Here is a 19,098-nt window from a genome sequence, read left to right as displayed (position 1 = left end):
TCTTTTAAAGCCGCCGGAGAGTTTATCTTCCGGCGGCTTTAAAAAGCGACTTGGTGTACCGGGAAACGGTAATTACTTACGCAGGTTCAGCCTGGAGATCAGGGTACGATAGCGTTCGATGTCCGTTTTCTTGAGGTACTCGAGCATGTTGCGGCGGCGGCCGACCATCAGCAGAAGACCACGGTTGGAATGATGGTCATTCTTGTTCAGCTTCAGGTGCTCGTTCAGGTGGTTGATGCGCTCTGTCAGCAGAGCGATCTGCACTTCGGGAGAACCGGTGTCGCCTTCATGCTGCGCATAAGCGGCAATGATCTCGGATTTGTTCATGGGTTTATCCTCCTTATCTGACCGGAAAGTCCGGTATTTCCTGTCCGCCAATTGCCGTGAACCCGGATTATCGTTGGAGCTTCGATCATCTGAGCAGACGGTTCATTTACGAACAACGGATATCATAACAAAAAACCGGGGATTTGTAAACTGTTTACAGACGAAAAACTCATATTTTTCAACAAACAGGGCCGGGGATGTCATAACTGATACAAAGCGACACCGGTTTTGCCGTCAAATTCATCCACCATAACCGAAACCACCTCGCTGTGGCTGGTAGGGATGTTCTTTCCGACATAGTCAGGACGGATAGGCAGTTCCCGGTGGCCGCGGTCGATCAGGACAGCAAGCTGTATGGAACGGGGACGGCCGTAATGGAAAACAGCCTCAATCGCCGCACGGACTGTCCGGCCGGTGTAGATCACATCATCCACCAGGATGACCTTCTTCCCTGAAATATCACAGGGAACAGACGTGGCCCCGGCTTCAGGAAGATCGCTGACCTCGGTAAGATCATCCCTGTACAGGGAGATATCGATACTGCCCAGGGGAACTTCCGTGCCTTCAAAACTGCGGATGTTATCCCGCAGCATGGCAGCCAGGGGCATTCCTCTGCGATGGATGCCCAGCAGGATGATATCCGAAGCACCGTTATTCTTTTCGATGATCTCATGGGTGATGCGTTTCATGCTGCGTACGACAGCCGCTTCATCCATAATGATTGATTTCAGTTCCATATGTGTGAAAAAGGCGGGGTACAGTTCAGTACCCCGCCGTACCTTTCATCTGATTTGAAGGCAGTTACTGATCATTCTTCGCGGGACGGTTGAACAGGACGTTCACGATCACGCCGAGGATCAGGGCGCAGGCAACTTCAGTCAGGGTAACAGAACCGATGTTCATGGTCATACCGCCGATACCGGCAATCAGGATAACGGAAGCGGTGAACAGGTTCCGGTTATCGTTCAGGTCAACAGGCTGGAGCATCTTCAGACCGGAAACAGCGATGAAGCCGTACAGGGTGATGCAGACGCCGCCCATGACGCAGGTGGGGATCGTGCTCAGGAAGGTGACGAAGGGAGCGCAGAAGCTGGCGGCGATGGCCAGGATCGCGGTGGTCAGGATGGTGATCACGGAAGCATTGCCGGTGATGGCCACGCAGCCGACGGATTCACCGTAGGTGGTGTTGGGGCAGCCGCCGAAGAAAGCACCGGCCATGGATCCGATACCATCGCCCAGCAGGGTGCGGTGCAGACCGGGCTCCTCGAGGAGATCCTGGTCAATGATGGAGGACAGGTTCTTGTGGTCGGCGATATGCTCGGCGAAAACCACGAAAGCAACAGGAATATAGGCAACCGCGATGGTGGCGATATATTTGCCGTCGATGGCGCTCAGGCCCTCAAAGGCCTTGATGAAGGTGAACTCGGGCACCCACTTCATATTGCTGAAGGCGCTGAAATCGAGGATCTTCAGGGCTTCATTGCCGTTGGCATTGCCGATCAGCGTGAAGACGAGGGCAACGATGTATCCGGCGATGATACCGAGGATGAAGGGGATGAGCTTCAGCATTTTCTTTCCCTTGACGGAGAAGAAGATAACGGTAAGCAGGGTAACGAGCGCGCAGATCAGGTTGACCCAGAGCGCACCGGACATGGTGTAGGAAGACTGGGGGCTGCCGAAACCGAAGGAGTTTCCGATGGCGTTGCCGGCCAGGGAAAGTCCGATGATGGCAACGGTCGGTCCGATGACAACAGGAGGCATCAGCTTGGCGATCCATTTAACACCGGCCACTTTGACAATAACCGCGATCACAACATAAACGAGACCGGCAAAGATGGCGCCGATGATCAGGCCGGCGTAACCGGCAGCGACAGAAACGGCACCGCTGAAAGCTGCGAACATGGAACCGAGGAAAGCGAAGCTGGAACCAAGGAATACAGGGCTCTTAAACTTGGTGAAGAGCAGGTAGACGATTGTGCCGACGCCGGCGCCGAAGAGAGCAGCGCTCTGGCTCATGCCGTTTCCGACGATGCTCGGGACGGCGATTGTGGCGGCCAGGATCGCCAGCAGCTGCTGGAGCGCGAAAACGATGAGCTGACCGAACTTGGGCTTGTCATTTACCTTGTAGACCAGATTCATAGGGATGACCTCCTTCTCATTTATCGGAGGGTCTTGTAAAGAAAAAGCCTGCCGGCATGAAAACTGGCAAGCTACGATCCTTACTTATATCAGCGGCCGTATCTTGTCGGTATCCCGTACCGTCTTAAAGACCCACCTGACATAATATACCACAATATGTTGTGGTTTACCATTTCACAATTATGACAAAAGAATAAATTAAATCGTAATCAAAAGCTGAAAAAAAGAGCTTGACAAACAAATTTGAATAAGATAATATACAAAAGCCGCTTGCGGAAAGCCGGGTCCGGAACGCATCGGTAACAGCAGTCGGGAGCATAGCTCAGCTGGGAGAGCATTTGCCTTACAAGCAAAGGGTCACAGGTTCGAGCCCTGTTGTTCCCACCATCAATCCGGCCCGGTAGCTCAGTTGGTTAGAGCGCCAGCCTGTCACGCTGGAGGTCGAGGGTTCGAGCCCCTTCCGGGTCGCCAATATAAGCCTTGGTAGCTCAGTCGGTAGAGCATGTGACTGAAAATCACAGTGTCGGTGGTTCGATTCCGCCCCAAGGCACATTTTATGCGGTAGTAGCTCAGTTGGTAGAGTGCCACCTTGCCAAGGTGGATGTCGCGGGTCCGAGTCCCGTCTACCGCTCCATTTTTTTACGGTGCCATAGCCAAGTGGTAAGGCGAAGGTCTGCAAAACCTTTATTCTCCAGTTCGAATCTGGATGGCACCTCTTCAGTCACCGGAGCAGAAGCTCCGGTGTTTCTTTTTTACCAAATATTGGCAGGATAAGTGTTAACGTTTGCATTTTCCTAAAAAAATGACTGTACAAAACAAAAACAACATGATATACTCACACAGTAAACCCAGCCCCCCTGGTCGTAACTACGGTTCATTTCCTCTATGGTTGTTTCTCATAACCATTGTCTGGAATGCAGCACGATTCATCACCAATGGCGCGGGTAAACAACATTTTTAGGAGGTTATGTTCCCATGTACGAAGACAAGACTTTGACCTGTCGTGACTGCGGCAATGAGTTCGTTTTCTCTGCCAGTGAGCAGGAATTCTTTGCTCAGAAGGGCTTCCAGAACGAGCCCAGCCGCTGCCCCGCCTGCCGCGCGGCCCGTCGTGCCCAGAACGGCAACGGTGGTGCTCCCCGGCAGATGTTCACCGTGATCTGCGATGGCTGCGGATGCGAAACTCAGGTTCCCTTCCAGCCCCGCGGAGATCGTCCCGTGTACTGCCGCGACTGCTTCGAAGCGCAGCGTCAGAACCGGTTCTGATTGAACACAAACAAAAAGGACTGCTTAATCAGCAGTCCTTTTTTTCGTATCCGCTATCCTGTCGATCATCTCCTGGAGAAGATCCAGGTTGTGTTCAGCAGCATTCTCACTGGCGGCGTTTGTGAAAAGGTAAGCCTTCAGTTTGGGTTCAGTTCCGGATGGCCGGACGATCACCTTGTCAGAAGGAGAAAGTTCAAAGGAAAGCACATCGCTTTTCGGAAGACCCGTATCATCATTCAGGTAATCAATACGGGAAGCATTTTTGAATCGGGGATCCGCAAAACTGTCCAGAGGGGCACGCAGTTCGGACATGATCCGGTTCATGAGAAGCGCGCCCTGTTCTCCTTCATACTCATAAGTCAGCAGGCGCTGAACATAGATTCCGTACTCTTTCCGCAGTTCCTGCAGGCGGTCCAGGAGCGTTTTTCCCTGTTCCTTCAGATCGGCAGCCATATCACACAGGAGAAGCACCGCGTTGACGGCGTCCTTATCCCGCACATCCGTGCCGGAAAGGTATCCGTAGCTTTCCTCAAAACCGAAAAGATAACGATCCCGCTGACCGGCGGTTTCAAGCAGGCCGATCTGCTCCCCGATGTACTTGAAACCGGTCAGGACATTGCGTAGCTCCAGTCCGTACTCACGGCAGAGGGCTGCGGCCATTTCGGTCGTGACGATGGTTTTGACCACAACAGGAGGAAGCGCGGTATCATTCCGTCTGTTCCGGCAGAGATAATCCAGCATCAGGATTCCCATATCATTGCCGGAGATGAGCGTTACATCACTGCCTGTCCGGACGCCGGCACCCATGCGGTCGCAGTCCGGATCCGTGGCAAAACAGAGGTCAGCGCCGGTTTCAAGCGTTTTACGGATGGCCAGCTCCATTGCTTCCCGGATCTCAGGATTCGGGTAGGGACAGGTGGGAAAATGACCATCCGGAAGTTCCTGCTCACTGACCAGGTCCACACAGATATTACCCAGGCGGCGCAGGATCTCGCGTACAGGCACGTTTCCGGCGCCGTTCAGGGGCGTGTAAACCACATGAAGGGGACAGGAAGATTCCTTTACACGCAGGCTTAAAACGGCCCTGTAGTAGTCTTCTACAGTCTCATCGGTGATATAACGGATTTTTCCGGAAGAAAGATAACCGGAAAAAGAGGGGAGCGTATCAGACAGATCCAGCTGACTGTCAATACTCTTCTGGATCTTTTCAGCGGCTTCCAGTGTGATCTGGCATCCATCAGCGCCGTATACCTTGTAGCCGTTGAAACGGGCAGGATTATGGGAAGCGGTAACCATCACGCCGGCAGAGGCGGACAGGCGGCGCACCGCGAAGCTGAGCATGGGGGTGGGCATGAGCGCAGGATAAAGCCAGACAGAGATGCCCATATCCGCCAGGACGGCAGCCGTAAGTTCAGCAAAATCCTTTGAATGGATCCGGCTGTCATAACTGACAGCACAGGATGGCCTGTCAAAGGTCTCCAGCAGATAGGCACCCAGGCCTCGGGTGGCTTTCATCACCGTAAAAAGGTTCATACGGTTGGTGCCGGCTCCCAGAACACCGCGAAGGCCGCCTGTTCCGAAGGCCAGGTTCCGGTAAAAGCATTCCCGCATGGAAGATTCATCCATATCTCGGAGCAGGTCAAGCAGTTCCGCGGGCATAGCGGGACAATTGAGCCAGGATTCATATTTTTCTTTTATCATACGCAGAGTTTCATCCCTTCAAAAAAGCGTGCCGTCAGGCACGCTGTGATGTCAGATAACGTTTTGTCTTCCGGAGGAATACAGCTGACCTTTCCGGAAGGGCCTGATCTTTTCCGTATCCCAGGTAAAACCGTCCAGTGTCATCCGTACGCCGCTTTCAGCAAAGAGGTTGGCCACGTCCTCAAACAGAACATACAGGTGACGGGTAAAGAAACCGGCCTGGGAACCGGCGGGCTGGCAAAGGAGATCGTTGATGCCCCAGACACGGATGGGCTCATAGCCATCGAAGGCAAAGGAGGAGGCATAAGGCGTCACGCTGGCGCCGCGAAGGTCACAGGGCGTATCCCCGAGCCAGCTGGCAGCGTTCCGCAGGAGACCGTAGAAACACTGAATGACACGGACGGGAAGGGAGAAACAAAGCTCATCCATAAACTGTCCGTGAACATCATAGGTGCTGAAGGAAAGGATACGGTTTTCATAGAGGATTACACAGAAACCGCCGTCCATCACACGCTGGTCCTGCATCAGGGGGCGGAATTTGTACTGAAAAACAGGTTTGCTGCCATAACCGGCAATCATTCCATATACCCCCTATCCTGAATCTTTTTCCTGTATATCATATCTAAATATACGATTCAGGTCAACATGTTTACACTACATGTTGTGGTCAAAAATATGAAATTTTTGTAACATTTATCTGATATTATCCATAAAAGCATCCCGGTTCTGGATCGGCGTTGTGGTGGGACGGCCAAGATCCTCACGGGAAGCGCAGGCGCATTTTACTTCGATAAGCACAGGCCCCTGAGCAGAAGAAAGACATTCAGAGAGGACAGAACCCAGCTGTTCTTCTGAGTCAGCGCTCCGGACAACCGGATATCCCGCCGCGAAAGCAATCGCGGGAATATTCATGGATCCGCAGCACACCGGCATGCCGCCGACGGTCTCGTGGGCACCGTTATTAATGACAATATGCACAAGGTTGGAAGGAAGCCGCCTGGCGATCACCGGCAGAGCGCCCAGGTGCATCAGGCAGGCACCGTCACCGTCCAGGCACCAGACCCTGCGGTTTACTTTTTCAGAAGCAATCCGAAGGGCTATCATCCCGGCATGCCCCATGGAGCCAACGGTCAGGAAATCCCGGGAATGATCCTCACCGCGGGCCTCACGAAGCTCAAAGACCTCCCGGGACAGCTTTCCGGTGGTGGAAACAAAGATATCATCAGGGGAAGAAGCGGCAAGAATAACCGCGGCGGCGTTTTCCCTGGTCATGGTATACGGATTGCCGTAGGACGGGGAAGAAGATGCTTTCAGCGCGCCTTTCCTGACAACAAAGGCAGCGGTTTTCCCAAGTTTCATCTCGGCCATAAGGGCCTCAAAATCAGCCAGGAAAGACTCTTCTGTTGTATCGGATGAAATGATCCTGTAGGGGATATCCAGCAGATCCAGCTGGCCCAGGGTAATTTTTCCCTGTTTTACATGCTGGGGCTCATCCTTCACACCTGGTTCACCGCGCCAGCCGATCACCAGCAGGCAGGGCATGGCATAGACATCCGGGTCCATCAGCGAAGCGAGGGGATTGACAGCATTACCCAGGCCGCTGTTCTGCATATAACACAGGCCCGGCCTGCCGGATGCCAGATAGTGCCCGGCGCAAAGGGCAATGGCACCGCCTTCGTTATGAGCGACAACATGCGTATCGGTATCAGTACCGTAACGGGCATATAATTCATTGCAGAGTCCCTTGAGAAGAGAATCCGGTACACCGGTGAAAAAGTCTATACCGGCTTTGAGACAGGTGTCCAGCAGGAAAGAAGCCAGCATATTCGATCCCTCAGTCTTTCCAGTCGAGCGGGTATTCAGAAACAGGATAATCCAGGTATTTACGGCCGTTATCCTTCAGCGTGTTGATGATCCCGTCGATCTTCATTCCGTCCGTTACCGGCGTGGGTGTATAATCGTTCTTATCCTTCATGGAGGTGATCCGGATCGGAATGATCCGGAAACCGGTATTGCTGATATCGCCTTCCTTGTCAATCCGGAAACGGGTCTGGAAGATAAAGGAATTCATGTCGGAAGGTTTATCGTTGCCGGAGAAGCAGAAGTTGCCCAGGGAATAACAGATATACACCCCGTTATATTCCTCAATGGGATTCATGCGATGGGAGTGATGACCGATGACCAGGTTCGCGCCGCTGTCCACGGCCAGACGCCCCATTTTCTTTTGGTTATCCGTAGGATAGTAATATTTTTCGATTCCCCAATGGAAGGAAACGATCACGATCGGATATTTTTCCTTTGTGGCCGCGATATCAGCAGCTACCTTCTCATAGAGATTATTATACCCGCCGACAGGCTTGTCATAGCGGTCAATACAGAGATAGCTCAGCATGGCGATCTGGATGCCTTTGACGTTGAAAACACCGATCTCTTCAGAGTTGGAATAGACAACGCCGGCGTTCCGGATCACTTCTTTTGTTTCGTCATATCCATCCTGACCGTGATCCATGACATGGTTATTCTCCAGGCTGACGGCTTCTATGCTGTTATCAGAGAGCACGGTAACATATTCAGGATCAATATTGAAAAGGAACTGGTTGCCCTTTTTATTATCCGGAACGTATTTGCTGTTAGTAAAAGTTCCTTCGAAATTGACAAGCGTCAGGTCATCCTTGCGGAATATATCCCGGACATTTGCCATGGTAAAACTGATGTTCTTATTATTCTTATCGAGCATGTCGTAGAACTTTTTACCTTTTTTGTGGAAGTTATCCCCGCCAATGGTCAGATCCCCGGTACAGGTGACTGTAATGGTCACAGAGCCATCAGCCGCAGGCGTATCCGAGACGGTATCTGTATCTTCCACTTCAATAATATCCTCAATGCTGAGATCATCCTCCTCTCCGGACATCAGCGCCGAAGCCGGAAACAGCAGCAGGAAAGCCAGAATAAGGGAAAGAACACGTTTTTTCATCATCAGGTATAATCCTCCAATAGTATCAGGAACAAGAGGAGATAAAGTCCGCTATCCGTTCCAAAGCAATATTGATCTTATCCACAGCGGTCGCGTAACAGCAACGGATGTGCCCTTCACCGGAAGCCCCGAAAGCATTACCGGGAACCGCAGCCACATTTTTTTCCTGTAGCAGGGCGGAGCAGAATTCCTCACTGGTCATGCCGGTACGCTGAATGGACGGGAATACATAGAAAGCTCCATAGGGTACAAAGCATTCCAGACCCATCTGGCGGAAAGCATCCACCATCAGTCTTCTCCGGCGGTCATAGCTTTCACGCATGACCTGCACGGACTCATAATTGTTTTCCCTGCCGATGCGCAGCGCCGCGGTGGCGGCCACCTGTCCCATACGCGGTGCGCACATAATGGCATACTGATGAATTTTGTTCATGACGGTAATGATCTCATCAGGGCCGCAGGCATAACCGACGCGCCATCCAGTCATGGCGAAGGATTTACTGAAACCATTAATGGTGATTGTCCGTTCAAACATATCCTGTATAGACGCAAAAGCCACATGGACATGATTGTCATATACCAGCTCTGAATAGATTTCATCAGAGATTACCAGCAGGTCATGTTTACGAATAACTTTGGCAATCGCTTCGAGATCTTCCTTTTCCATGATCGCGCCTGTCGGGTTGTTGGGATAGGGAAGAATCAGAATCTTGGATTTATCGGTAATTTTCTTTTCAAGCGTTTCAGCCTTCAGCCTGAAATCGTCTTCCTGCCTGGTTTCAACAGGAACCGGAACACCACCGGCAAAAACAACACCGGGAGCATAGGAAACATAGCTGGGATCAGGAACCAGGACTTCATCCCCATCTGAAATCAGGGCACGCAAAGCAAGGTCTATCGCTTCGGAAGCACCGATCGTAACCAGTATTTCTGTTTCGGGACGATAGGTGATATTATATCTTCCCGACAGATAGAGGGAGATTTCCTGGCGCAGCTCAATGAGACCGCGATTGCCGGTATACTGTGTTTCACCGTCAATAAGGGAATTGATCGCGGCATCACGAAACTGATAAGGGGTTTTAAAGTCGGGCTCGCCCACGCCCAATGAAATGGCGTCTTTCCGGGACGCGGCAAGATCAAAGAAACGACGTATTCCGCTGGGCGGTACCGCAGCAATCCGGCTGTTTAAATACTGATTGTAGTTCACGGAGAAATCACCAGCCTGTGATCAGCATCATCCGTTTCGAAAACGACGCCCTCTTCTTTGTACCTTTTCAGGACAAAACTGGTGGCCGTACCCGTTACTGTTTCAAGCGGGGACAGCTTGGCGGAGACAAAAGCCGCCAGTTCCTTCAGCGTGCGGGCTTCCACCAGCACAAGCAGGTCATAGGAACCGGACATGAGGTATACGCTTTTCACCTCGTCAAAGCGGTAGATCCTGCGGGCGATGGCGTCAAAACCCATATCACGCTGGGGCGTAACACGGACCTCGATCATGGCCTCCACCCGTTCACGGTCTGTATTATCCCAGTTGATCATGGGACTGTAACGAAGGATGATTTTACGTTTTTCAAGATCATCAACAGCCTGTGCGACTTCCTCAAGGGAAGCGCCGGTCATAACAGACAGTTTTTCAAGCGGGATACGGCAGTCTTCCCGGAGAATTTCCAGAAGGGATGTTTCCAGTTTCGTCATATCGGGAATCTTCCTTTCAAAAAACTTATAACTATTATATTTTACAACAGAAGAACATGGATGACAAGAATCAAAGGGAAGGAGCAAAGCACAGGGAAAGCGCTAAAGCAGCAAAAAAACAGCTTCCTGAAAATCAGGAAGCTGTAAAGTCTGGGTGAGAGGATTCGAACCTCCGGCCTCTTGAACCCCATTCAAGCACGCTACCAAACTGCGCCACACCCAGATATCCTCTTGCCATCCGCCGGCAGCAAACCGAACCGGACAACGTCAGATAATATATCACGCCTGCCGGCTGATGTCAATAGTTTTTCTTTCTCCTTTGAGATGAAAAAAGCCGCATTTCCCGGCAGGGAAAGCAGCCTTATGTGTAAAGAAAACTGAAACGGCATCAGGGCCGCGATTTTTCCAGCTCCGCAATTTCCTTCTGAAGCGTTTCAATATCCGCTTTGAGTTTTTCAGCGCTTTCTTCAGATTCCGTCAGGGACAGATTTGCTTCCTTCAGTTCATTCTTCAGCGTTTTCAGGTCCTGCTGGAGGAGTTCTTTTTCAGCGGCAATTCCTTCCCATGTTTTCTGGCTGTCCGCAACCTGGTCACGGATATTCATGAGCTGTTTATTCAGACTGAGATAATTTACGGAACAGAAGATCATTACCAGAAGGGCAAACGCGAGAACAAAACAAAGAATCAGACACAGTTTCTTATTCATGGGACTGATCTCCTTCCGCAGCTTCTGTATTCTGAGCGGCTTCCAGTTCCTTCTTTCTCTCACGCAGCTGTTTCCGTTCCGCTTTCAGGTTTTTCGCTTCTTCAGCGGCAGAGGTGGAAAGGGGAAGGATATTGTCCAGTTCCGCCTGAACTTCTGGAATGGCGGCAACAACCTCATCATATTCATGCTGTTGTTTGCGTTCACGCCCGCGGCTGGTTTCCAGGCTTTTACCTGCGTCGTCAAGCTGGAAACGGACCTGGCCGACAGCAGGAAGGTACCAGGCGACAAACAATACAAAAAGAAGCATGATGACGGCAAAAACAACCGCAAATGATCTGCCTGTTTTCAAGAACGGACGCCTCCTTCGGATAAATGATCAGGAAGATGTTGCTTCAGGAAAAGGATCACTTCATGCCACCAGGGGAAAAGGACATGGTTGACAGAACGGTATATTTCATGACGGGCTTCAGGAACCGGAATCAGACTTCCGTCGGGAATCCTGCTGATAAACTGTTCCTGCGGTTCAGGAAGCACGCTGAAATCAATACCGGCCGAAAACAGAAGGACAGGACAGGTGATCTTTTCAGGCTGTCCGGGCGCAAGGATCTTTCCGGTGACTCCAAGGGATTCCAGAGACCAGCGGTAAGAGGGCACACTATTTTGGAATAAGGGTTCAGATGCTTTGATCCGGTCATACCAGGCAAACCGTTCCGGATCTGTGGCACAGGATGTTTCGAAATCCTCCGGTCCGGCATAAGGTTTCATAAAGAAAGGTTTTTTCTTTCCCCTGCCTGCCTTGTCCGCCAGGAACGAAAGGGCAGACGCAAGCGAAACGGGAACGCCCCGGGTGGACGGCGCGATCATGGGAGAGGAAAGAACCGCCGCAGTGAACAGAGCCGGTTCCTGCTCCAGCAGGAGGGACGCAACAGCTCCGCCCATGGAATGGGCAAAGATAAACCAGGGACGCGGCATGATTTCACTGTATGTATCACAGACAGTCCGCAGATCCTTCACATAATCGGAAAAATGATCCACATGGGTTACGGAAGGATCAGGAACCCCGTCCGGACGCCAGGAGCGTCCGTGACCGCGCTGGTCATAGGCAATGACAGAAAAACGGAGATGCAGGAGGGACCATATCAGTTCGGAATACTTCAGGGTGTTCTCGGTAAAGCCATGGACTATAAGCACGGTTCCAAGCGGGCGGTCGGCCTGCCAGCTTTCACAGTACAGGGAGCGGCCGTCATAACCTGGGATCCGGCGGACATCCGCCCGTTCCTTCAGCCAGGGCAGGACAGTATGATCCATCACATCACTGTATGAGGATGACTGTACAAGGTAATCCTCATTGAACCGCGTATCCATATTGATCACCTCCCGGGAACGGAAAAGAATCAGTAGGCCCTGGTTTTAAAGTTTTTATGGATCCTGTAGGGATTGTAAAGGGTCTGGGGCGTATTGACAGCCGCATTCAGGGAACGGTTTTTAACCGCGTTCAGCACCAGGCCGACACCGCCCATGTTTGTCATCATGTTGGAACCGCCGTAGGAAAGGAAAGGCAGCGGTATTCCTGTGATCGGCATGAGACCGAGCGTCATTGCGATATTTTCCAGCACGTGGAAAAGAAGCATGCCCATCACGCCGATAATAATCAGTTTGCCGAATTTATCCCTGGTAAACCAGGCAAGGTACAGCATCCTGAGCAGGATCAGGATATAGCCGCCGAGCACAGCGATGCAGCCAACGAACCCCCAGGTTTCACCGATAGTGGCGTAAATGAAGTCCGTCCAGTCAGCAGGAACATAATTCAGCTGTGATATTGCGCCTGTGACAAACATGCCGTTGCCGGTCAGTCCGCCGGAACCAATGGTCATTTTGGACATGGTCTGCTGGTAAGCGTCAGAAGAAGAATATTCGGCAGGGTTCAGCCATCCGGTGATCCGGTTCAGACGATAGTCATCCACGCCGGCAATGACAACGAAAGCAGCCAGGGCAGCAATACCGATAACAGCCAGCCCGCCCAGAATTCCCAGGGTTTTCATGGAAACATTCGCGAAATACATCATGACCGCGAACATAAAGATAATCACCAGCAGTGAACCTGTTTCACCCTGCATCAGGATGACTATGCTGGGGATGATCACGATCAGGAAGATATGGATAAAGGACCGGGAATCGCTCATGGGACGGTCCTGCCTGGCAAAATTCTTGGACAGAACCAGGATCATAGCCAGTTTCATAAACTCCGAAGGCTGGATCGTATAGCCCCAGAGGGTATCAAGCCAGGCTTTAACACCGGCGGCCCTGTTGAAGATGGTGGTCACAGCCAGAAGGAAAAAAGCGGCCCAGTAAAACCATTCAGCGCGGCGTCTCAGGATATCAAAAGGGAACGCTGTGATAACACCCACAACCAGTGGCGCCAGGAGCAGGAAAAGACACTGGCGTTCGGCATAGGAAGATTCAAAAATATGGTTAAGAAGAGAGCCGTCTGTTGATGAATCAGGAGAAAAAGTAGCTACGCATACCGCTATGACGCCAAATAGAGCCATAGCAAAAACCATCGCGATCAGGATACCGTCCACATGAGCACGCGCATGCCGGTTCTCAGTGATCGTCAATAGGGGTCACCTCCTTCAGAGGACGGGAAAACAGCCGGCGAAGCAATGAGGGTTTCTTTTCGCCATAGCAAGGGAAAGGCAAAGAACGTCCGGCAAGTCTTGACGCCGTACGCATCAGGGCATTGCGTGCCTCACAGTCATAGGTGATGAAAAGCGAATGCTTTAGCGCGGCGCGAAGGACAACCGGGTCATCGGGTATCTCCCCCAGAAGCGGCAGATCCAGCACCTGGGAAACGGTCCGGGCGGACATCATACCGGCGGAACGGACCCAGTCGGCGTTGATCCGGTTTACGATGAGCCAGGGCCGGTTCAGCTTCTTGGAATCCATGACCTGAAAGGCCCTTTCCGCGCTGCGGACAGATATATCGTCAGGCGTAGCCACAAGGATTTCCTCGTCAACACCCGCGTTCAGCACATTCCGGAGACCGCGTTCAACACCCGCGGGACAGTCGATAAAGATATAGTCATAGGACTGTCTCAGGGAATCCAGGATTTTGCGAAAACGGTCCGGATCCAGTTTCCTGGCGCGGGAAAACTGCGCAGCGGGCAGCAGGAAAAGACCGCGGACGGAATCCACCGGCAGGACAGCCTGGTCGAGGGTGCAGTCTCCCTCCGCCAGGTCGATCAGATCGTAGACCACCCGGTTTTCCAGCGAAAGGATCGCGTCCTGGGAACGAAGACCGATATCAGCGTCGATCACAAGGACACGGGATCCTTCCAGGGCAAGGGCAGCGGCAAGATTGGCAGTCAGCGTTGATTTGCCTACACCACCTTTTCCTGAAGCGACCGCATAGCATTTAGACATCGTAAACCTCCGAATTGGGATTACGGCGCGAGAGAATTGCCTGTGGGAAGGACAATCTCAACATCGCGTACTTCCTTTTGCTCCATATACCATTCAATGAAGTCACGGGCGGCCATGGACGCTTCAGAACCGGAATAACCGTTGGGAATGAAGCAAACCACGGCGATTTCCGGATTCTCATAAGGCGCGAAGCAGACGAACCAGGCGTTGTTTTCCAGGTCGATGGAGGTAACCTGCGCGGTTCCTGTTTTCGCGGCGATCTGATCCTGGTAGGGCCAGTTACGGAAGTGCTTTTTGGCTGTACCGGCCTCGTCAACAACGCCCTTCATGCCTTTGCGGATCAGCGCCATATAGTTGGTGTTGCCATACGTGTCACCGGGTTCCGTTTCACAATGCTCCAGCCGGCGGATCAGACCGGGCTCCCGCTGGGCCAGGATTGTTCCATCCGGAGCTGTGATGGAATCGATAAGGGATACATTGTAAACATATCCGCCGTTGGCAATGGTACAGACATACCTAGCTACAGCGATAGGTGTCAGAACGGTAACGGACTGGCCGATACCGGTCAGGATGGTCTGGCCGCCACCCCACTTGATATCGTTCATGTAGTTGTAGGTATCACCGATGACGGACTGGAGGTAAACCATTTCCTTGGTCATGTTCAGTTCTTCCATCAGGATGGTGCGCATATATTCCAGCCAATTGGATTCATCGTTATCCACAGCCATATCCATCAGGCGCTTGGCGCACTTGGAGAGGTTTTCATCGCTGTAGTCAATACCCTTGTTGGCACCGCAGCTCCTGAGGTGCTTCTTGATGGAGTTGAAAACAATGATGGGCAGTGATGTATCCTGGTTTGCTTCATTCACCGGCTTGTTCTTGTCATACAGCGTGTTCTGGCAGCCGACAACGGAATGAACCTCACCGGGCAGGTCTATATCCGTTTTGGATGTCAAGCCAAAGAGGTTAGCATACTGATACAGCCTGTCCTCTTCAAGACGGGAAGATATCTCATAGAAGAAATAATTGCAGGAATGCTCCAGTCCCTCAACGATGGTCTGGTTGGCATGTTCACCACGGGCGTTTTTGCTGATCCAGCATTTAGGCGCTGTGCTCAAGTCCTTATTGTACTTTGTAAAATATCCCAGGTCTGAAATACGTTCGTCCCATTTCAGCAGCCCTTCTGACAGAGCACCCATACCGGTAACCATTTTGAAAATGGAGCCGGGCGTTCCGCGGGCATGAATGCCGTAGTTCAGCAAAAGATTGCGGTCGTCCTGCAGGATTTCCAGGGCGGCGTCTCCGCCCTGCACCAGGGCATTCAGGTCATAGGTCGGATAGTTGGCCAGGGCAAGGACACGGTCATACATATCCAGGACGATGAGGCAGCCGTGCTGTGCCAGCTGGAGCGGATACTGATCCCACTTGCGCTTATGGATATCGTTCTTGTTAGCTTCCAGCCAGGATTCATTTTTCAGTTTCTTTTCCTGTGTATCCCGGACTTCGTTCACATTCCGGGCAATGCACCTTTCAGCTTCCTGCTGATAAGCGGCGTTAAGCGTCAGCTTGATGTTGTTGCCGTCCTGGGGCTGGGTGGCCTCACCAATGTCACGGATCACGCGGGACATCTGGTCCCGTTCCACGGTGCGGTAGCCTTTCCGGAGGGAACTGTTCGCGGTAAGCCATTCCTCCATGGAGGATTCAATACCGTCACGGCCGATGGTATCATTATAGGAATATCCTTTGGCCTGCAGCTCCAGCCACATCTCACGGGTAGGGATCGCGCCGGTGTAGCCGATAATCTGGGAGGCCAGGGTGGAGCGGGGATATACCCGTTTAGTGCCCACTTCAATCCCCATACCGGGCAGCGTGGCGGAACGGGTTTCGATCTCGATCACGGTCTGGAAAGGAACATCCTTTGAAATAACAATGGGCTGTGAATTGAAGATGTTCATCTGCATTTCCGAGTAGATCGCCATGACTTTCAGCCTGGTCTCTTCGGGAATCTTTATATTTGATTCTTCTTCAATTACGTCGAACTGATACCGCTTCTGCAGGGCTTCAAGGCACTGCTCCGCGGTTTTATACTTTGTGGTGTTGGTCAGGTAGTTATTGGAACGCCACTGTTTTTCACGGGTTTCCAGAACGGTATCGGATACACCTGAACCAAAGTGGAATTCCCAGTCTCCGACAGCGATTTCCGGGTTGGGATCATATGTGGTTTTGATAATATTGCCGAACTCGTCCTCTTCCTCAACTTCCTTCAGTTCAGGTTTGCGGCGTATGACATAGGAAACGTCAATGGTGCTTCCGTTTCTTTCAATGATTTCAATGGTATCAAGAATGGACTGCGTATACTGTTTATAGAGCGCTTTCGTATTCGCTGTGGCGTCCTTCTGGAATGTAACGTTAAAGATCTCAACGTCTTTCGCCAGCACGACAGAGTCTGCGGAGCTTATGCTTCCGCGTTTTCCGCGAAGCGCGATGGTTTTGGTGCGGGTCTCTTCCGCTTTTTCCTTATATTCTTCAGACTGCTTCAGCTGAAGATTCATCAGGCCTGAACTGAGCCAGATGAAAATGCCGAACAGCACGAGAAGAAAAGCTGCATATCTCCAGAACTCGGGTGTTTTTTTCTTCTTCTGATCCAATGATTACACTCCTTTCAGGGAAAAGATACAGGCAGACTGACAGGAATGATCAGCCGCGCTGGAAGGTAACCGGGGCACTCTTGAGGACAAGGACCTGCTTTTTGGGCCCGAAGATCATTCTCCGTACGGGGAAAAGCAGACCGAAGCAAAGCAGGGAAGTATACAGGATGCTCAGGAAAGCTTTCACGAAATGATGCAGACGCAGGGCATTACCGCCCAGGTAAATATAGGTGACATTGACAACTTCATAGACCAGGATGTTCAGCGCGGTGCACAGAAGCGTCCTGAGCCAGGCTGGCAGTTCTTTTTTATGCTGGTTGGTGGCTCTTTCATATTCCAGCGTTTTCAGGGGCTTGTCCGCAAAGGCAAAGGAACAGAAAAGCGTTGAAAGGGGATAGACTGCCAGGTTTACAAAAGGAACAGACGGAAGCATGATCTCCATCAGCAGACCGAAGATCATCGCAACCCAGAAAGCACGAAGTTTGCCGTAAGCGACCGTTACGATACCGATCACTACATACAGCAGGTTGGGGGCAACGCTCGCTATACTGCAGTACGGAATAACGCAGACCTGGCACAGATACCCCATGACAACCAGGAAAGCCAGCATCAGATACCTGCGCAGAAAGCTGGCCTGATATCTTGCGGATACGATCTTCTGCATGGATCAATCCTCCTCATCGAAGGTCATATCGTCAGGATCAGGCGTGATATACGGGGTGGCAGTGGGGACAGGGCTCGGCGTCGGCGTCGGGGTCGGCTCGCTAAATGTATTCACGGAATGATAAACAAAGGAAGTGTGATCGGGAGTGGGAGACGGAGAAGGCGTGGGTACAGGTGTCGGAGTAGGCGTCTGGTCAGGCGTGGGGGAAGGAGTTTCCTCTTCCGGTTCCTCGTCTTCATCTCCTTCACCGGTGTCATAATCCAGTTCATCATCGTCCTGGGATTTGTAGACGGAAGCGACTTCCGGAACCCGGGGCGAAGGTCTTGCGGTTTCCAGCGGAACAAGTTCTATATTGGCGTCCGCGTTTTCACGGCGCTCAATGGGTTCCGCGTAATCCGGCTTATAGCGGAAAACAATAACCGCTTCCAGGTGAGAGAAATCAACGATGGGAGTGATTTCAATATACTGGTTTTTTTCCTGCATACCGCGGGTGCTGGCAGTAACGGTGCCGATCGGTATTTCACGGATAAAATCCATAGCAACCCCGGACGTGACGACCAGGTCACCGGGACGGGGCAGCTTTTTGGTGGACATGTAGTACATGCGGCAGATCGGCGTTTCATCAATACCGAGCGTTCCCTTTACATTTCCCTGGTCCCGCGTGCTGTCGATAACCGCGGCGATGGAAGCTGTTGAGTCGATAATCGTACGGACAGTGGAAGTGCTGTATTCAACACTTTCGGTATAACCGACCAGCCCGCCGCCGGAAACAACGGCACAGTATTTCTGCACACCGTCTTTCCAGCCCTTATTGATCGTGAAGGTGCTGAAATAATTGGAATCGGATTTTCCGATGATATTGCAGAAGAGGGGCTGCAGATCCTGGTTGGCAAGCATCTCATCCTGTATGTCCCTGTACATGGACAGCTCCTGTTCCAGCTGGTCCACACGCATGGCTTTATAGGCAAGTTCCTCATTTTCCGCAACCAGTTCATTGTAGGCGGTCTCTATATTGGAACGCAGCTTCAGGGTCCGAAAATATCCGAAAATGGTTTCGGTCAGGCCTGAGAAGAAGCCCTGTACAGGAGTGACCGCGGAGCTGATCGTGTTTTCAGGCACAGAAAGGATCTGCGGGGAGTTTTCCATGGAATGATTAAAGATATACGCTGCGGCAGCCAGGATCAGCGACAGGGTGATCAGCACCAGGATAAAGCCGCGGATGACCGGATGAGAACGGCGTTCGCCGGATTTCTTCCGGCGGAAAAAACTGTGTTTTTTGTTCTGTTTTCCGGAACCTTCATCAGATTCCTGCGGACGGTCCTCCGCAAGACCGGATAAATCATTATTGTCTGAACGGGTATCCCGGGAAGAGCTGCCTTTCAGTTTCCGGATTGCTTCCTCCGGCGTATCGGAATATGCACTGTCCGTTTCACTGCCGGACTGAGGCTGAATGGGATCATCGTAAATAAAGTCATCCGTCACAACCGGACGGCGGTCTTCAGACGCGCGTTCCAGACGCCTTTTTGCGGACATCTGCGGAACACCCCCTTTCGGA

Annotated in this window: 18 protein-coding genes and 6 tRNA genes; 6 read left to right on the top strand and 18 right to left on the bottom strand. The window is 51.9% G+C overall.

Going from position 1 to position 19,098, the window contains the following annotated elements:
- Positions 1-72 precede the first annotated feature (72 nt).
- The 3 genes from rpsO to JYE50_RS04560 all read right to left on the bottom strand — a co-directional run bounded on the left by rpsO (position 73) and on the right by JYE50_RS04560 (position 2,466).
- Positions 73-327 (bottom strand): 30S ribosomal protein S15, encoded by a 255-nt coding sequence (rpsO, locus tag JYE50_RS04570; RefSeq protein ID WP_084094693.1) that lies wholly within the window; start codon positions 325-327, stop codon positions 73-75.
- 200 nt (positions 328-527) lie between these two features.
- Entirely contained in the window at positions 528-1,064 is a 537-nt protein-coding gene (gene pyrR / locus JYE50_RS04565) for a bifunctional pyr operon transcriptional regulator/uracil phosphoribosyltransferase PyrR (RefSeq protein ID WP_084094692.1), read from the bottom strand.
- A gap of 64 nt (positions 1,065-1,128) precedes the next feature.
- Positions 1,129-2,466, bottom strand: a complete 1,338-nt coding sequence (locus JYE50_RS04560; protein WP_084094691.1) for a uracil-xanthine permease family protein — start codon at positions 2,464-2,466, stop codon at positions 1,129-1,131.
- 311 nt (positions 2,467-2,777) lie between these two features.
- Between JYE50_RS04560 and JYE50_RS04555 the strand changes: the two genes are divergently transcribed.
- From JYE50_RS04555 to JYE50_RS04530, 6 genes are all read left to right on the top strand, one after another.
- Positions 2,778-2,853, top strand: a tRNA-Val gene (locus JYE50_RS04555).
- Positions 2,854-2,860: 7 nt separating this feature from the next.
- Positions 2,861-2,937 (top strand) — tRNA-Asp (locus JYE50_RS04550).
- Positions 2,938-2,943: 6 nt separating this feature from the next.
- Positions 2,944-3,016 (top strand) — tRNA-Phe (locus JYE50_RS04545).
- Positions 3,017-3,024: 8 nt separating this feature from the next.
- Positions 3,025-3,100 (top strand) — tRNA-Gly (locus tag JYE50_RS04540).
- Between the two features lie 9 nt (positions 3,101-3,109).
- A tRNA-Cys gene (locus JYE50_RS04535) sits at positions 3,110-3,181 on the top strand.
- A 260-nt stretch (positions 3,182-3,441) separates the two neighbouring features.
- Positions 3,442-3,732 (top strand): zinc-ribbon domain containing protein, encoded by a 291-nt coding sequence (locus tag JYE50_RS04530; RefSeq protein WP_084094690.1) that lies wholly within the window; start codon positions 3,442-3,444, stop codon positions 3,730-3,732.
- A gap of 24 nt (positions 3,733-3,756) precedes the next feature.
- Here JYE50_RS04530 and JYE50_RS04525 read toward each other — a convergent pair whose 3' ends face one another.
- The 15 genes from JYE50_RS04525 to mreC form a co-directional block, all read right to left on the bottom strand.
- A complete protein-coding gene (locus JYE50_RS04525; protein WP_084094689.1) occupies positions 3,757-5,433 on the bottom strand; it encodes a phospho-sugar mutase in 1,677 nt (558 codons plus the stop codon).
- 51 nt (positions 5,434-5,484) lie between these two features.
- On the bottom strand, positions 5,485-6,012 hold the full coding sequence (locus tag JYE50_RS04520) for a hypothetical protein (RefSeq protein ID WP_084094688.1): 528 nt from the start codon (positions 6,010-6,012) through the stop codon (positions 5,485-5,487).
- Positions 6,013-6,126: 114 nt separating this feature from the next.
- Positions 6,127-7,257 carry a phosphonopyruvate decarboxylase gene (gene aepY, locus JYE50_RS04515; RefSeq protein ID WP_084094687.1) on the bottom strand — a complete coding sequence of 377 codons (1,131 nt, stop codon included), beginning with the start codon at positions 7,255-7,257 and terminating at the stop codon, positions 6,127-6,129.
- Positions 7,258-7,267: 10 nt separating this feature from the next.
- Complete coding sequence (locus JYE50_RS04510) at positions 7,268-8,410, bottom strand: CapA family protein (RefSeq protein ID WP_084094686.1); 1,143 nt, start codon at positions 8,408-8,410, stop codon at positions 7,268-7,270.
- Between the two features lie 22 nt (positions 8,411-8,432).
- Entirely contained in the window at positions 8,433-9,614 is a 1,182-nt protein-coding gene (locus JYE50_RS04505; RefSeq protein ID WP_084094685.1) for an aminotransferase class I/II-fold pyridoxal phosphate-dependent enzyme, read from the bottom strand.
- Entirely contained in the window at positions 9,611-10,102 is a 492-nt protein-coding gene (locus JYE50_RS04500) for an Lrp/AsnC family transcriptional regulator (protein ID WP_084094684.1), read from the bottom strand. Before JYE50_RS04500 ends, JYE50_RS04505 begins: the two co-directional genes overlap by 4 nt.
- Positions 10,103-10,251: 149 nt before the next feature.
- Positions 10,252-10,325: transfer RNA gene (locus JYE50_RS04495), tRNA-Pro, on the bottom strand.
- A 165-nt stretch (positions 10,326-10,490) separates the two neighbouring features.
- Positions 10,491-10,808: a DUF3450 family protein gene (locus JYE50_RS04490; protein ID WP_084094683.1), complete on the bottom strand. Its 318-nt coding sequence runs from the start codon at positions 10,806-10,808 to the stop codon at positions 10,491-10,493.
- A complete protein-coding gene (locus JYE50_RS04485; RefSeq protein WP_084094682.1) occupies positions 10,801-11,157 on the bottom strand; it encodes a hypothetical protein in 357 nt (118 codons plus the stop codon). Before JYE50_RS04485 ends, JYE50_RS04490 begins: the two co-directional genes overlap by 8 nt.
- A complete protein-coding gene (locus tag JYE50_RS04480; RefSeq protein WP_084094681.1) occupies positions 11,154-12,173 on the bottom strand; it encodes an alpha/beta fold hydrolase in 1,020 nt (339 codons plus the stop codon). The genes JYE50_RS04485 and JYE50_RS04480 overlap by 4 nt, the downstream gene beginning before the upstream one ends.
- 29 nt (positions 12,174-12,202) lie before the next feature.
- A complete protein-coding gene (locus JYE50_RS04475; RefSeq protein WP_084094680.1) occupies positions 12,203-13,426 on the bottom strand; it encodes an FtsW/RodA/SpoVE family cell cycle protein in 1,224 nt (407 codons plus the stop codon).
- A complete protein-coding gene (minD, locus tag JYE50_RS04470) occupies positions 13,413-14,231 on the bottom strand; it encodes a septum site-determining protein MinD (RefSeq protein WP_084094679.1) in 819 nt (272 codons plus the stop codon). Before minD ends, JYE50_RS04475 begins: the two co-directional genes overlap by 14 nt.
- A 20-nt stretch (positions 14,232-14,251) precedes the next feature.
- Positions 14,252-16,879 (bottom strand): peptidoglycan D,D-transpeptidase FtsI family protein, encoded by a 2,628-nt coding sequence (locus tag JYE50_RS04465; protein ID WP_084094678.1) that lies wholly within the window; start codon positions 16,877-16,879, stop codon positions 14,252-14,254.
- Between the two features lie 49 nt (positions 16,880-16,928).
- Entirely contained in the window at positions 16,929-17,543 is a 615-nt protein-coding gene (locus tag JYE50_RS04460; RefSeq protein ID WP_084094677.1) for a hypothetical protein, read from the bottom strand.
- Between the two features lie 3 nt (positions 17,544-17,546).
- The gene (gene mreC, locus JYE50_RS04455) at positions 17,547-19,076 is read right to left on the bottom strand and encodes a rod shape-determining protein MreC (RefSeq protein WP_084094676.1); all 1,530 of its coding nucleotides are present in this window, start codon (positions 19,074-19,076) and stop codon (positions 17,547-17,549) included.
- Between the last annotated feature and the right edge of the window lie 22 nt (positions 19,077-19,098).

It is taken from the genome of Aristaeella lactis (assembly GCF_018118585.1).
Lineage (GTDB): Bacteria > Bacillota > Clostridia > Christensenellales > Aristaeellaceae > Aristaeella > Aristaeella lactis.
This window is presented reverse-complemented; position numbering and strand designations above follow the sequence as displayed.